Source organism: Achromobacter sp. RW408 (assembly GCF_003184165.1).
GTDB classification, from domain to species: domain Bacteria; phylum Pseudomonadota; class Gammaproteobacteria; order Burkholderiales; family Burkholderiaceae_B; genus Achromobacter; species Achromobacter xylosoxidans.
This window is the reverse complement of the sequence record NZ_QHHO01000047.1, coordinates 211,009-223,580: the sequence shown is the minus strand read 5'-3', so window position 1 is coordinate 223,580 and position 12,572 is coordinate 211,009. Positions and strand designations below refer to the sequence as shown.

Below are 12,572 nucleotides of genomic sequence, written 5' to 3'. Positions count from 1 at the left end.
TCCAACACCATGACCACGCAGACTTCGCTTCCCCTGTTCTACGAACAACCCCGTCCGCTCGCCGCCGGCGTGCACGCCAACCTGTCGCTGGCCGGCAATACCGGCTTCGCCTACGCCGCCAAGACCAACGCGGTGCCGCTGGTGGCCACCGAGCTGCCGACCGCGTGCCGCCACTTCCCCATCGTCTTCACCGATGGCGAGCAGCCCACGCCGGTCGCCGTGCTGGGCGTGCGCGGCCAGGAAAACCTGTTCGTCGACGCGCAGGGCCAATGGCGCCCCGGCACCTACATCCCGGCCTACGTGCGCCGCTATCCCTTCATCTTCATGGAGAACGAAGACCGCAGCCAGTACACGCTGTGTATCGACGAGAAGGCCGCCGCGGTGGTCGAGGGCCGTGACAACCCGTTCTTCGACGAGGCCGGCGAGCCGACCGCGCTGGCCCGCAGCGCCCTGGAATTCTGCCGCGACTACCAGAACCAGCACGCCTACACGCTGGAATTCGCGCGCGCCCTGGCCGACGCCGACCTGCTGGTCGAAAACCGCGCCGACATCACCCTGGCCGACGGCCAGCGCCTGGCCATGTCCGGCTTCAAGGTGATCGACGAAGCCAGGTTCAACAAGCTGCCGGAAGCGGAATTCCTGCGCTGGCGCGCCAATGGCTGGCTGCCGCTGGTCTATTGCCACCTGCTGTCGATCAACACCTGGCCCAGCCTGATCGATCAGGTGCAGCCGGTGGTCGCGGCCGAGGAAGCCGCCGAGGCGTGATCTTCCGGAACGCCCGCGGGCCGGCGCACGCGCCAACCCGCGCCCCCACGGCCCCGCCGGCCTCGCCGGTCGGGGCCGTGTGCATTACTGGCCTTGCCCGGCCGCGCGCGCCAGGAATTCCAGCACCGCGCGATAGGACCCCTCGTTGCCGGCCGCGTTGGCCGGCGGCGTACCGCCCGCGTCCAGCAACAGGCCCGACATGGCGTGCGGCTTGCTGATCAGCGTGGCCGGCAGGCACGGATAGTGCACGTGATGCCCCGCCCCCTTGCACACATAATGCGACGTGGGCAGCCCGTGCGCCTCGCGCTGGCGCATGACGATCTCGGAATATGCGGTGCTGGGCCAGAAGCCGTCATCCGACGCGCTCACCAGCAGGACCGGGCCCGGATAGCGTTCAACCGGAATGCGGGCGCGCTCGAACGCCGCGGCATCGCGGCTGGCGCTCAGAAACGCATGGGTCTGCCGGTACGGCGGGTCCGAGGCGTAGGCCGCTTCCCAATCGGCGCTGGCGTTGTCCTGCCACAGGTGCGGCAAGGGCTCGCCGCCCTTGCGCCAGACCTGCGCATTGCGTCCGGTGCCCGGCTCGCCCGCGCTGACCACGCCGTGCGTCACGGGCGACGGCACGTAGGCCACCACCGCGCTCACCAGGTCGGGATAGTGCGACGCCACCAGCAATGAGGTCTCGCCGCCGCGGCTGATGCCCGACAGCGCCACGAAGCCGTCGCGCGGCTTGAGTTCGGCGCGGGCCCAGCGCAGCGCCTGCTCGAAATACTCCAGCGGCATGTCGTTCAGGTACTTGGGCCGGCCGTCGTAGTTGAAAATGGCCAGCGCCAGGCACTGGTAGCCGCGGGCCGCGAACAGCGCCGCGCGCGGCGCGTTGACGCCGCCGGACGAGCCGTTCATGTAGATCACCAGCGGGTGCGGGCCGGGGCCGGCGGGCGTGTAGAGTTCGCCCGACAGCGTCATGCCGCCGACCTGTTCGCGCACGGCGCGGTGCGTGACGCCCTCGGCCACGAAGGTCTGCACCAGCCGCGCGGTGGCCTCATGCCGGCCGTCGGTGGCGTGCAGGTCGATCGCCAGCGGCTCGGTGCGATCGGGCGGAAACACCACCCGGTCCATCTCCTCGCAGGTCATCGACCACACCAGTCCCATGGCGGACGGCTCGGCATAGCTGCCGGACACGGGGCAGTCGCGCGCCAGGTCCAGGCTGCCGTCGTGGCCGGCCATGAACACCGCCTGCGAACGCCACGGCACGCCGCTCATCCGCATGCGGGCCGTGACGGTGACGAAGGCGTAGGCGGGAAAGCCGTCGATGCGGATCTGGCGCGGCACGTCGATCAGCGCCGTTTCGGGGCTGACGGTGATGCGGGCTTGCTCGGTCATGGCGCTTCCTCAGCCTTTCAGGTCGGTCTTGGGCACGTTGTTGGCGCGGATCACGCCGGCCCACATGGCGGATTCCTCGGCGATGACGCGGTCCAGGTCGGCCGACGAGGTGAACTCCACGGTCACGCCCTGCTCGGCGAACTGCTTGACCAGGCTGGGATCGCGCGTGCCTTCGCGCACCGCATGCTCCAGCGTCCTGACCACCTCCGCCGGCATCGCCGCCGGCCCCGAGATCATCATGCGGGTATAGAGTTCAAAGCCGTCGACGCCGGCCTCCTTCATGGTCGGCACGTCCGGCAGGCTCGACAGGCGCTGGTCGGCCGTCACCGCCAGCACCTGCAGCTTGCCCGACTGGATGTTGGGCAGCGCCGACGTCGGGAAATCGAAGGTGCTCTGCACCGTGCCCGCCATCAGGTCCAGCAGCGCCGGGCCGCTGCCCTTGTAGGGCACGTCCTGGAACTGGGTGCCGGTCTTGGACTGGAAATGCAGCAGCGCCAGGTGGTTGATGACGCCGCGCCCGGCATGGGCGCAAGTGATGTCGCCCGGCTTCTTCTTGGCCAGCGCGATGAATTCCTGCACGTTCTTGACGCCCAGCGCCGGATGCACGATCAGCAGCATCGGCGACTTGCCCATCGAACCCAGCTGCTTGAAGTCCGACTGCTGGTACGGCAGGTTGTTGTAGAGCAAGGGGTTCAGGATCATGCCGTTGGTGCCGGCAAAGCCCAGCGTGTAGCCGTCGGGTTCGGCCCGCGCCACCGCCACCGTGGCGATGATGGCCTGGCCGCCCGGCCGGTTCTCGACCACCACGCTGCCCTTCAGGACCTTGCCCATGCGTTCGGCCAGCGCGCGCGCGGCGATGTCGGTCAGGCCGCCGGGCGCGAAGCCGACCAGCAGGCGCACGGGACGGGTGGGGAAATTGGCCTGGGCCTGGGCATGCGCCAGGCGAGGCATCAACGGCAGCGCGGCAAGCGCGCCCAGGGCGTGGCGGCGGGTGAACGGCATAAGGCTCTCTCCAGACAGGCGCGCACGACGTCCGCGCGACAGGCGGCCGCGCGAGCCATGCGATGAACAAGGGGGAAGGAAGCACAGGCCGCCCGCCGAACGGCGGGGGGTCTCAATGACGGTATCTTGTATGCAATATGGCGCGGGGGCTATCTAGGGATATCCCGGGTCGGCGGCCTGCCCCGCCGCGCGCGCCGCGGCCAGCCGCCACAGTTGCTCGGCCACCGCGGCCATGTCGGTCGGCTGGCGGAACAGGCAGATCTCCAGCGGAATGTCCCATTCCTGGCCGCCGGCGCGCACCAGCCTGCCCTGCGCCAGGTCCTCGCGCACCAGCATGTTCGGCAGCCAGGCGACGCCACGGCCCTGCACCGCCATGGTCCGCAGCAACGTGGCGTGCGGCCCGACGAAGGTGGCGCGTATGCGTTCCTCGCCGAGGTCCTTCTTGCGCAATTGGCTGGCCACGATGCGCCCCAGGCCCGAGGCCGGCCCATAGGCCAGGAAGTCCACGGCGCCCTCGCCCGCCAGGCGATGCGCCGGCGCGGCCGATCCGCCCGGCGCGCTGACCGGCACCAGCGTATCGGTGCCCAGCCGCACCATGGGATAGGCGGTTTCATCCAGGCGGCTGGCCACGCGCGGATGCCGGTGGCACAGCAGGAACTGCACGCGGCGCTGCGCCATCAGGTCTTCGCAGGCCTGGAAGCTGTCGGACATCATCTGGATCGCGCCGACTTCCATGTCCGCTTCCAGGCCGGCCAGCCATTTCGGAAAGAAGGTCAGCGACAGCAGATGGGTCGCCGCGAAGCGCAGGCTGGCGGCATCCTGCGCATGGGCCGCGACCGCCTTGATGCGCGCCGCCTCCAGGTCGGCCAGCACCTGCTTGAGCAGCGGCAGGAAGCGGCGGCCGGCGGCGGTCAGTTCGGTGGGGTGCGAGCTGCGATCGCACAGGTCGGCGCCCACCCATTCCTCCAGCGCGCGGATGTGGCGGCTGAACGCCGGCTGCGCGATGGCGCGCGCTTCCGCCGCGCGCGAGAAACTTCCGGTGTCGGCCAGCGCGAGGAAATCCTCCAGCCAATTCATGTCCAGAGGTCGGTTTCCAGGTCCCATGATTGTTTGCAGCGCAACATAGATAATTCTATGCAATTCGAGTATTGGACGGCCCAAAGGGGATGCCGCAATCATAGCGGCCATTCCCCCACCCACAGGACCTGGAAAACACCCATGCCTTCCATCCCGAATTACCGTGGCATCATCCCCGCGATCGCCTGCCCGTTCACCGCCGACCGCCGCATCGACGAGCCCGCGCTGCGCCGCCTGGCCAGCTGGCTGGCGGGCCACGATGGCGTGGTCGCCGTCATGACCAACGGCCACACCGGCGAGGTGTTTTCGCTGACGCCCGCCGAACGCGCGCAGGTCACCCGCATCGTGGCCGACGAGCTGCGCGGCAGGCTGCCCGTGATTTCCTCGATCGTATGCGAAGGCATCGCCGAGGCCGCCGAACACGCCCGCGCCGCGCGCGCCGCCGGCGCCGCCGCGCTGGATGTGATGCCGCCCCACCACTGGTTGCGTTTCGGCTTCACGCCCGGCCACGCGCTGGAATACTTCCAGGCCATCCACGAGGCCGCGCCCGATCTCGACCTGGTCTGCCACGTCTATCCGGCGTGGACGCGCGCGTCCTATTCGTCGAGCCTGCTGGCCGACCTGGCGCGGCTGCCCTACGTGCAGGCCTTCAAGGTCGGCCAGCGCGACATGAACAAGTATGCCCGCGACATCCAGGCGCTGCGCGACGCCGATGCCTCCAAGGCCATTCTCACCTGCCACGACGAATACCTGCTGGCCTCGATGGTGCAGGACGTGGACGGCGCGCTGGTCGGCTTCGCCACCTTCATCCCGCAGCTCATCATCGACCTGTGGGAGGCGGTGAAGGCCGGCGATCTGAAGCGCGCCCAGGCGGTGCAGGCGCTGATCACCCCGCTCAAGGACGCGGTGTACGGCGCCGGCGAGCCCACTGGCGAAGCGCATGCCCGCATGAAGGCCGGCATGTACCTGGCCGGCGTGCTGGAGAGCGCCGCGGTGCGTCCGCCCACCGAAGCCCCCGGCGCGGCCGAGATGGACGCGCTGCGCGCCGCCCTGGCCAAGGCGGAACTGCTGGCGCGCTGACGCCGCATCGCGCGGCGGCCAAGGGGCGGGACAGCCCCGGCCACGCCGCGACGACATCAAAACCAGAGGAGACACATCATGCGAAAAACCATTCTGTTGCGCGCCGCGCTGGCCCTGTGCACGGCGCTTGGCGCCGCCGCGGCGCACGCCGAGGCCGCCTACCCCGCGCGCCAGGTGCGGTTCGTGATCCCCTTCCCGCCGGGCGGCACGCTCGACATGCTGGGCCGCGACGTGGCGCAGAAACTAAGCGAGCAGACCGGCCAGAGCTTCGTGGTGGAAAACCGTTCGGGCGGCAACGGCATCATCGGCGCCGACGTCGTGGCCCGGTCGCCGGCCGACGGCTACACCCTGCTCTTTAACGCCTCGACCTTCACCACGGCGCCGATGACGATGAAGTCCGTGCCTTTCGACGTCGACAAGAATTTCGTGCCCGTCGCCATGGCCGGCAAGGCGCCACTGTCGGTCTCGGTCAAGAAGGACCTGCCGGTGTCCGACCTGGCCGGCCTGCTGGCCTATGCCAAGCAGAATCCGGGCAAACTGACCTTCGCCGTCGGCTCGATCGGATCGGCCGGTCACCTGGCCACCGAACTGCTCAAGCGCCAGGGCGGCCTGGACTACATGGTCATCCCGTACCGCGGCACCTCGCCCGCGCTGCAGGATCTGGTGGGCGGGCGCATCGACGGATTCATCGACCCGGTGCTGGGCGCCCTGTCGTACTACAAGGGCGGCATGCTGAAGATCCTCGCCGTCACCTCGGAAACGCGCCTGCCCAACCTGCCCGACGTGCCCACGGTGGGCGAAGTGCTGCCCGGCTACCAGTACTACAGCTGGTACGGCCTGTGGGCGCCGGCCGGCACCCCCGCGACGATCGTCGAGAAGCTCAACGCCGAGGTCAACAAGGCCCTGTCCTCGGGCATGGCGGCCAAGTACGAACAGCTGGGCGTGACGATCACGCCTATCACCACGGCCGGGTTCACGCGTTTCCAGAAGGACGATATGGCGCGCTCGCGCAAAATCATCGAAGAAGGCCACATCCATGTCGACTGATCCCACCCCAGGCCACGCGGTCGTCACTGGCGCCACCGGCGGCATCGGCCAGGCGATCGTGCAGCGGCTGCTGGATGGCCGCTGGCGCGTGACCGGACTGGACCTCGGGCCGGCCGTGACGCGGCATCCCGCCTACCGGCATGTCACGGTCGACCTGTGTGACGACGCCGCCACCCATCGGGCCTTGCAGGGTCTGGACAATGCCACGGCCCTGGTGCATGCGGCCGGGCTGTTGCGGGTGGCGCCGCTGGCGCAATCGGAATCCGCCGATGGCGAACTAATGTGGAAACTGCACGTCGATGCCGCGGTCCGGTTGACCCGCGATCTGGCGCCGGCGATGGTCGCGCAAGGCGGCGGCCGCGTGGTGCTGGTCGGCAGCCGCGTGGCCCAGGGCATGCCCGGCCGCGGCCAATATGCCGCGTCCAAGGCGGCGCTGGTGGCGCTGGCGCACAGTTGGGGCGCGGAACTGGCCGGCCAGGGCGTCACGGTGAACGTGGTGTCCCCGGCCGCCACGCAGACGGGCATGCTGGAAGACCCCGCCCGGGCCGTCAGTCCGGCCCGCATGCCCCCGATCGGCAGGCTGATACAGCCCGGCGAGATCGCGGCCCTGGTGGCGTTCCTGCTGTCCGCCGAGGCGGCCGCCATCACCGGTCAGGACATCGCCATCTGCGGCGGGGCTTCGTTGCCCCGCTGAACCCAGGTTCGCACGGCCGACCGTGCCCCGCGCGGTCGCGCCCTTATGCGGAGGCGTCCCGACAGATGCGACAACCGCGCCGACGGCCTTCGCCGCCGGCCGCGCCCGGCTTCAGGCGGGCTTGCTCATCAACCGCTTCCAGCCTTCCAGGCCCAGCCGCTGCATCGTGTCGATGTTCTTCTCGTAGATCTCGGCGGCGTCCGGGAAGGACTCGACCGCGCGGTCGATGCTGTCCTCTCGCAGCAGGTGCAGGATGGGATACGGCGACCGGTTGGTGTAGTTCTCGATATCGTCCGGCTGGGTGTCGGCGAACTGGAACTGCGGGTGGAACGTGGCCACCTGCAACTCCCCCACCAGGCGCATGCGCTTGAGCAGGCGGTCCGACAGGTCTTCGAAGTCGTTGAACTCCAGGAAATCGTCGAGCGCGTCGGGAATGATCAGCAGCGTGGTGTCGATCTTCTCCGGATCGGCCTCGGCCAGCAGGGCCAGTTCGTCCTGCAGGTCGGTCAGGACGCCTTCGGCGTCGGTGGCATCGCTGACGGCAAAGCGGATCTGGTCCTTGACCTGGACCGCTTTGGCGAACGGACAGAGATTCAGGCCGATCACGGCCTGGGTGAGCCAATGGCGGGTTTCGGCAACCACGTTGGCGTAGGCGTCGGAAGTGGAAATCATGGCGGGCAGTCCTGGCAAAACGCGAGTATAGGCGACCAGGTGGGAGGCGCCGCGACCGGGTTCATCGTGGGCCAACGCCCTGCCGCCACGCCTGGGATACAATCGATCGCAATGGGAATGGAGCTTCCCAAAACCGCCGATCCCTCGGCTGATGGCTCCTGCTGACCGGGCAACATGCCCGCAGCGGGTGCCGTCCAGACAAAACCCGCCGCGGCGGGTTTCTTGTTTTTCGGGCCGCGACCTCGTCGCTGGCCGCCCGCGCCTTCAACCGGCGCGGCCCGTGGACAAGCCCCAGGCTGTTGCTCTCCATCGTTTCACCTGGAGAGAAATCTTGAATCTATTGCTGGTTTTCATCGGTGGCGGCCTCGGCTCGGCCGCTCGCTACGGCATGAGCCTGGCCGCGTTGCGCCTGGGCTGGATTGCCTTCCCCTACGCCACCCTGGCCACCAACGTCATCGGCTGCTTCGTCATGGGGCTGATCACCGAACTGCTGGCGCTGAAGTTCTCGGTGTCGCAACCGACCCGGCTGTTCCTGACCACCGGCATCGTCGGCGGCTTCACCACCTTCTCGACCTTCGCGCTGGAAACGGCACTGCATGTGGAACAGGGGCGCATCAGCACCGCACTGCTGTACGCCGGCCTGTCGCTCGGGCTGGGGCTGGCGGCGCTGTTCGGGGCGATGGCGCTGGTGCGGACGCTGTGATAGCGGTGGCCGGGGCGCCCTTGATGGTCGCGCTCGCCATCCACCCTCCGTCCGACATTGCCGGAGCCTGTGGCGCCGCGAGACGGGGCTGTGCTAGCGTGGCGCCACGCCCCCCACGAGAGAAACGGATGGCCATCGCGCTCACCTATTTCGCCGACCACCTGTCCGACGAAGCGCTGGCGGCGCTGCTACGGCGACGCGAAGACTTCTACATCGAAAACATCGATGCCATGAATAGCCTGACGGCGCGCATGCGGGCGTTGCTGGCCGAAGACGGCTTGCACAGCGTCGTGCGGCTCGCCCCCCTGAATGAATCTCCCGGCAGGCTGATCACCCACGTGTTTGTGGAAGCCGCTTTCCTGCTTGTCTGGCTGTGGCTGCTGCTGCAGTCTCTTGCCCACTGCCTTTCACGCCGCCCCCGCGCGGACGTGATCCTGCGCGTGACCTCCAACGCTTCGCTCCACGTGGTCTTCCGCCCCTCGGCGCACCGCGCCGCCGCGACGCCATGAAAAAAGCCCGGCCAGGCCGGGCTTTCTTTCCTCCGCCAACGCCGATCAGGCCGCCGGCATCGCCGCCATGGTCTGCGCGACCGCTGCGGTCAGCTTCTTGCCGTAGGGCACGTGCAGGAATTCATTCGGGCCGTGGGCATTGGACTTGGGGCCCAGCACGCCGCAGACCATGAACTGCGCCTTGGGGAAGCCCTTCTGCAGCATGCTCATCAGCGGAATGGTGCCGCCCTGGCCGATGTAGCCGCAGGGAGCGCCATAGTACTGCTGCGAGGCGGCATCCAGCGCCTGGGTCAGCCACGGCGCCGAGGCCGGCGCGTTCCAGCCGGTGGCGGCGCCCTCGTTGGCCTTGAAGATGACCTTGGCGTTGTAGGGCGCGTCGGCTTCCAGCAAGGCCTTGATCTCCTCCGAGGCGGCAACGGCGTCGACCAGCGGCGGCAGGCGCAGCGACAGCTTGAAGGCGGTGCGCGGACGCAGCACGTTGCCGGCGCTGGACAGCGGCGGCAGGCCTTCGGCGCCGGTCACCGACAGGGTCGGACGCCAGGTGCGGTTCAACAGCGCCTGTTCCGGCTCGGTGGTCATGGGCAGCACGAAGCCGCCGTCGGCGCCGCAGCTCCAGGGGAAGCGGCGCCAGACTTCGTCGCCCAGGATGCGGGCGGTGGCGTGCACCTGTTCGATGCGGTCGGCGGGAATCTCGCAATGCAGGCTTTGCGGCAGCAGGCGGCCGGTGGCGCTGTCTTCCAGGCGGTCCAGCAGGTGGCGCAGGATGCGGAACGACGACGGCACCACGCCGCTGGAATCGCCCGAGTGCACGCCTTCGTCCAGCACCTGCACTTCCAGCGTGCCCGAGACCATGCCGCGCAGCGACGTGGTCATCCACAGCTGGTCGTAGTTGCCGGCCCCCGAATCCAGGCACACCACCAGCGCCACGTTGCCCAGGCGGTCGCGCAGCGCGTCGACGTAGGGCAGCAGGTCGTAGCTGCCGGATTCCTCACAGGTCTCGACGATGCCGACGCAGCGCGGGCGCGGGATGCCCTGCTTGTCCAGCGCCATGATGGCGGTGAGCGAGGCGTACACGGCGTAGCCGTCGTCGGCGCCGCCGCGGCCGTAGAGCTTGCCGTCTTCGTACTTGGGGGTCCAGGGGCCCAGGCCGGCGCGCCAGCCGGAGAATTCCGGCTGCTTGTCCAGGTGGCCGTACAGCAGCACGGTGTCGCCGTTGTCGCTGCGGGTGGCGGGCGCGTCGAAGAAGATCACCGGCGTGCGGCCCGGCAGGCGCACCACTTCCAGTTTCAGGCCCGAGACCTTCTGGGCTTCGACCCACTGCGCCGCGTCGCGCACCACGCGCTCGATGAACGCGTTCTTTTCCCAGTCGGCATCGAACGCCGGGCTCTTGGCCGGGATGGCGATGTAGTCGGTCAGCGCGGGGATGATCTCGTTGTCCCACTTGTCGTCCACAAAAGCCTGCAGAGCCTTCGGATCGAGGGTAGGAGGTAGTGCGTCGTCGGGGATGCGTGCGTTCATGGCGCGGGATCCTGTGGTCGGGAAGCGGAATAATCCGCCATTTTATGCCTGCCGGGCGCCGCCGGCATCTTTTGTCCCTGTTTGTCGCGCGGCGCCGGAAAAACGGTGCCGGCTGGCGCCGCCCTCCACCCTAGCGCGCCGCGTACGCCTCGATCCGGCTCCACACCTGCCGCGCCAGCGGCTTGGCGTTGGCCACCGACTGGTACAGCCGGATCTCCATGTGGATGTCGTTGCGCGCGCTGTCGGCCCGCGCCAGGACGCCGGCGCGCAGGTCGGACTCGACCAGCGTGTGGGGCAGCCACGCCAGGCCGAAGCCCTGCCGCGCCATGGCATGCAGCGCGTCCGCCAGGTCCGACTCGTACATGGTCTGCAACCGCGCCGGCACGCACAGGCCGCGCAGGCGGTCGCGCAGGATGCGGCCCAGCGACATGCTGTCGGCGTACGCCAGGAACGGCACCGCCGGATCCGAGGCCAGCTTGGGCACGGCGTGGCGCGGATGGCGGCTGCCCGGCGCCAGCGGCGCGCTGACGGCCACCAGCTTGTCGGCGCCAACCCGGCGGCAGCGGTAATCGGGATTGTCGATCTGCGCGTACAGCGGCTCGTGCGCGTGGCACAGCAGGAAGTCGACCTCGCCGTCGGCCAGCATGTCGATGCCGTAGTTGAGCGTGGTGGTCACCACCTTCAACTGGAACGGCTGCATGCCCTGCTGCACCTTGGCCATCAGCCCCGGCAGCACCGAATGCGCCAGCGTCTTGCCCGAGGCGATGGCGATGCGGCGGCTGCGTTCCAGCTCGGGCTTCTGCAGGCCCTGGCGCGTCTCGCGCAGGATGTCCAGCACGTCGATGGCGGCCGCCAGCATGCTGCGCCCGGCCGCGTTCAGCGTCGACACCTGGTGGCCGCGCTCGACCAGCGGCACGCCGGCCCAGTCCTCCAGCGCCTTGATGCGGCGCCCGAAGGCCGGATGCGTGACATTGCGCGCCTCGGCCGCCTGGAACAGGTTGCGCGACTTCGACAACGCCACGAAGTCCTCCAGCCACTTGATGTCCATTTCGTCTCCGTTGTCCTTTCGTGGGGTTGTGCCGTATCGGCACAAGCGCTGCACATTCTGCACAAACCCAGCGTTTGTTACAACTAGTATTACGGCGTCCCCTGGAGATGCCGATGCCCGACGCCCCCATTTTGCTGAAATCCCTGCGCAGCCACTTCCTGGGCGGCCGCGAGGCCGTGGCCAGCGGGCTGCCGGTGCTGCGCAGGCAGGTGGTGGGCAACGGCGCCGCGCGCGCCATCGACATGAACGGCAGCTACTGCGCCGGCCAGCTCTACGTGCAGGAATACCGCCTGGCCGAGCCGCGCCATCCGCATCCGGTGCTGCTGTGGCACGGCGGCGGCATGAGCGGCGCGCAATGGGAAAGCACTCCCGACGGCCGCCAGGGCTGGCTCTGGCGGCTGCTGCAATCCGGCTATGACGTATTCGTGGCCGACGCGCCCGAGCGCGGCCGCGCTTCCTGGGCGATGTACCCGCAGATCTACGACGCGGCGCCGATCTTCCGTTCCAAGGAAGAAGCCTGGCACCTGTTCCGCATCGGCCCGGCCGACGGCTACGCGCCCCGCGGCCAGCCGCGTGGCGCCCATCCGGGGCAGCAATTCCCGGCCGACGCCTTCGACACCTTCGCCAAGCAGTTCGTGCCGCGCTGGCTGGCGCACGACGCCATGGCGCTGGACGCCTATCGCGAACTGCTCGACCTGGCCGGCCCCTGCATCGTCATCGGCCACAGCCAGGGCGGCGGCTACGCCACGCAACTGGCGCGCGAATGCCCCGGCCCGATCCGCGCGGTAGTGGCGGTGGAACCGACCGGCACGCCCGAACGCGTCGACGGCTCCCTGCCCCCGCAACTGCTGGTATGGGGCGACCACTTCGACCACCACGACACCTGGCAACGCTACCGCGCCCAGACCGACGCCTACTGGGACGCCCTGCGGCGGGCCGGCCGCCGCGCCGACGTGCTGGACCTGCCCGCCGCCGGCATCGCCGGCAATTCCCATTTCTGCATGCTGGACCGCAACAGCGACCGCATCGCCGAACTCATCGTCGACTGGCTCAACGGCCTCGACTAACCTTCGC

At 69.1% G+C, this 12,572-nt stretch carries 13 protein-coding genes and 1 riboswitch; of the genes, 7 read left to right on the top strand and 6 right to left on the bottom strand.

The window, feature by feature from the left end; all coding sequences use genetic code 11:
- Window positions 1–9 precede the first annotated feature (9 nt).
- Window positions 10–765 carry a SapC family protein gene (locus tag DK459_RS17260; protein WP_006386319.1) on the top strand — a complete coding sequence of 252 codons (756 nt, stop codon included), beginning with the start codon at window positions 10–12 and terminating at the stop codon, window positions 763–765.
- An 84-nt stretch (window positions 766–849) separates the two neighbouring features.
- On the opposite strand, the gene DK459_RS17255 is transcribed toward DK459_RS17260, so the two are convergent.
- From DK459_RS17255 to DK459_RS17245, 3 genes are all read right to left on the bottom strand, one after another.
- Window positions 850–2,148 carry an alpha/beta fold hydrolase gene (locus tag DK459_RS17255; protein ID WP_024069353.1) on the bottom strand — a complete coding sequence of 433 codons (1,299 nt, stop codon included), beginning with the start codon at window positions 2,146–2,148 and terminating at the stop codon, window positions 850–852.
- A 9-nt stretch (window positions 2,149–2,157) separates the two neighbouring features.
- On the bottom strand, window positions 2,158–3,150 hold the full coding sequence (locus tag DK459_RS17250; protein WP_006386317.1) for a tripartite tricarboxylate transporter substrate binding protein: 993 nt from the start codon (window positions 3,148–3,150) through the stop codon (window positions 2,158–2,160).
- Between the two features lie 153 nt (window positions 3,151–3,303).
- Entirely contained in the window at window positions 3,304–4,227 is a 924-nt protein-coding gene (locus DK459_RS17245; protein ID WP_024069354.1) for a LysR family transcriptional regulator, read from the bottom strand.
- A gap of 141 nt (window positions 4,228–4,368) precedes the next feature.
- Between DK459_RS17245 and DK459_RS17240 the strand changes: the two genes are divergently transcribed.
- The 3 genes from DK459_RS17240 (at window position 4,369) to DK459_RS17230 (ending at window position 7,048) form a co-directional block, all read left to right on the top strand.
- The gene (locus tag DK459_RS17240) at window positions 4,369–5,307 is read left to right on the top strand and encodes a dihydrodipicolinate synthase family protein (RefSeq protein WP_054444096.1); all 939 of its coding nucleotides are present in this window, start codon (window positions 4,369–4,371) and stop codon (window positions 5,305–5,307) included.
- Window positions 5,308–5,385: 78 nt separating this feature from the next.
- On the top strand, window positions 5,386–6,354 hold the full coding sequence (locus DK459_RS17235; protein WP_054444097.1) for a tripartite tricarboxylate transporter substrate binding protein: 969 nt from the start codon (window positions 5,386–5,388) through the stop codon (window positions 6,352–6,354).
- Entirely contained in the window at window positions 6,344–7,048 is a 705-nt protein-coding gene (locus DK459_RS17230) for an SDR family NAD(P)-dependent oxidoreductase (RefSeq protein ID WP_024069355.1), read from the top strand. Before DK459_RS17235 ends, DK459_RS17230 begins: the two co-directional genes overlap by 11 nt.
- Window positions 7,049–7,159: 111 nt before the next feature.
- On the opposite strand, the gene DK459_RS17225 is transcribed toward DK459_RS17230, so the two are convergent.
- Window positions 7,160–7,720: a DUF1415 domain-containing protein gene (locus DK459_RS17225; protein ID WP_024069356.1), complete on the bottom strand. Its 561-nt coding sequence runs from the start codon at window positions 7,718–7,720 to the stop codon at window positions 7,160–7,162.
- Window positions 7,721–7,824: 104 nt separating this feature from the next.
- Window positions 7,825–7,888: riboswitch (Fluoride riboswitch) on the top strand.
- Between the two features lie 163 nt (window positions 7,889–8,051).
- On the opposite strand from DK459_RS17225, the gene crcB reads away from it, so the two are divergent.
- Together crcB and DK459_RS17215 are read left to right on the top strand one after the other, a co-directional pair.
- Window positions 8,052–8,423 (top strand): fluoride efflux transporter CrcB, encoded by a 372-nt coding sequence (gene crcB / locus DK459_RS17220; protein WP_006386311.1) that lies wholly within the window; start codon window positions 8,052–8,054, stop codon window positions 8,421–8,423.
- Between the two features lie 128 nt (window positions 8,424–8,551).
- Window positions 8,552–8,932 carry a hypothetical protein gene (locus DK459_RS17215; protein ID WP_223203194.1) on the top strand — a complete coding sequence of 127 codons (381 nt, stop codon included), beginning with the start codon at window positions 8,552–8,554 and terminating at the stop codon, window positions 8,930–8,932.
- Between the two features lie 45 nt (window positions 8,933–8,977).
- On the opposite strand, the gene DK459_RS17210 is transcribed toward DK459_RS17215, so the two are convergent.
- On the bottom strand, window positions 8,978–10,450 hold the full coding sequence (locus tag DK459_RS17210; RefSeq protein WP_006386309.1) for a M20 family metallopeptidase: 1,473 nt from the start codon (window positions 10,448–10,450) through the stop codon (window positions 8,978–8,980).
- Window positions 10,451–10,580: 130 nt separating this feature from the next.
- Window positions 10,581–11,498: a LysR family transcriptional regulator gene (locus DK459_RS17205; protein WP_020928244.1), complete on the bottom strand. Its 918-nt coding sequence runs from the start codon at window positions 11,496–11,498 to the stop codon at window positions 10,581–10,583.
- 113 nt (window positions 11,499–11,611) lie between these two features.
- Between DK459_RS17205 and DK459_RS17200 the strand changes: the two genes are divergently transcribed.
- A complete protein-coding gene (locus DK459_RS17200) occupies window positions 11,612–12,565 on the top strand; it encodes an alpha/beta fold hydrolase (protein WP_054498744.1) in 954 nt (317 codons plus the stop codon).
- The last annotated feature ends 7 nt before the right edge of the window (window positions 12,566–12,572 follow it).

Excerpts from the sequence above, each read along its gene's own strand:
- DK459_RS17235 (WP_054444097.1), top strand. The coding sequence starts at position 5,386 with ATGCGAAAAACCATTCTGTTGCGCGCCGCGCTGGCCCTGTGCACGGCG.
- DK459_RS17260 (WP_006386319.1), top strand. The coding sequence starts at position 10 with ATGACCACGCAGACTTCGCTTCCCCTGTTCTACGAACAACCCCGTCCG.
- DK459_RS17230 (WP_024069355.1), top strand. The coding sequence starts at position 6,344 with ATGTCGACTGATCCCACCCCAGGCCACGCGGTCGTCACTGGCGCCACC.
- DK459_RS17210 (WP_006386309.1), bottom strand. The coding sequence starts at position 10,450 with ATGAACGCACGCATCCCCGACGACGCACTACCTCCTACCCTCGATCCG.
- DK459_RS17205 (WP_020928244.1), bottom strand. The coding sequence starts at position 11,498 with ATGGACATCAAGTGGCTGGAGGACTTCGTGGCGTTGTCGAAGTCGCGC.
- DK459_RS17225 (WP_024069356.1), bottom strand. The coding sequence starts at position 7,720 with ATGATTTCCACTTCCGACGCCTACGCCAACGTGGTTGCCGAAACCCGC.
- DK459_RS17250 (WP_006386317.1), bottom strand. The coding sequence starts at position 3,150 with ATGCCGTTCACCCGCCGCCACGCCCTGGGCGCGCTTGCCGCGCTGCCG.
- DK459_RS17215 (WP_223203194.1), top strand. The coding sequence starts at position 8,552 with ATGGCCATCGCGCTCACCTATTTCGCCGACCACCTGTCCGACGAAGCG.
- DK459_RS17200 (WP_054498744.1), top strand. The coding sequence starts at position 11,612 with ATGCCCGACGCCCCCATTTTGCTGAAATCCCTGCGCAGCCACTTCCTG.
- DK459_RS17255 (WP_024069353.1), bottom strand. The coding sequence starts at position 2,148 with ATGACCGAGCAAGCCCGCATCACCGTCAGCCCCGAAACGGCGCTGATC.
- DK459_RS17240 (WP_054444096.1), top strand. The coding sequence starts at position 4,369 with ATGCCTTCCATCCCGAATTACCGTGGCATCATCCCCGCGATCGCCTGC.
- DK459_RS17245 (WP_024069354.1), bottom strand. The coding sequence starts at position 4,227 with ATGAATTGGCTGGAGGATTTCCTCGCGCTGGCCGACACCGGAAGTTTC.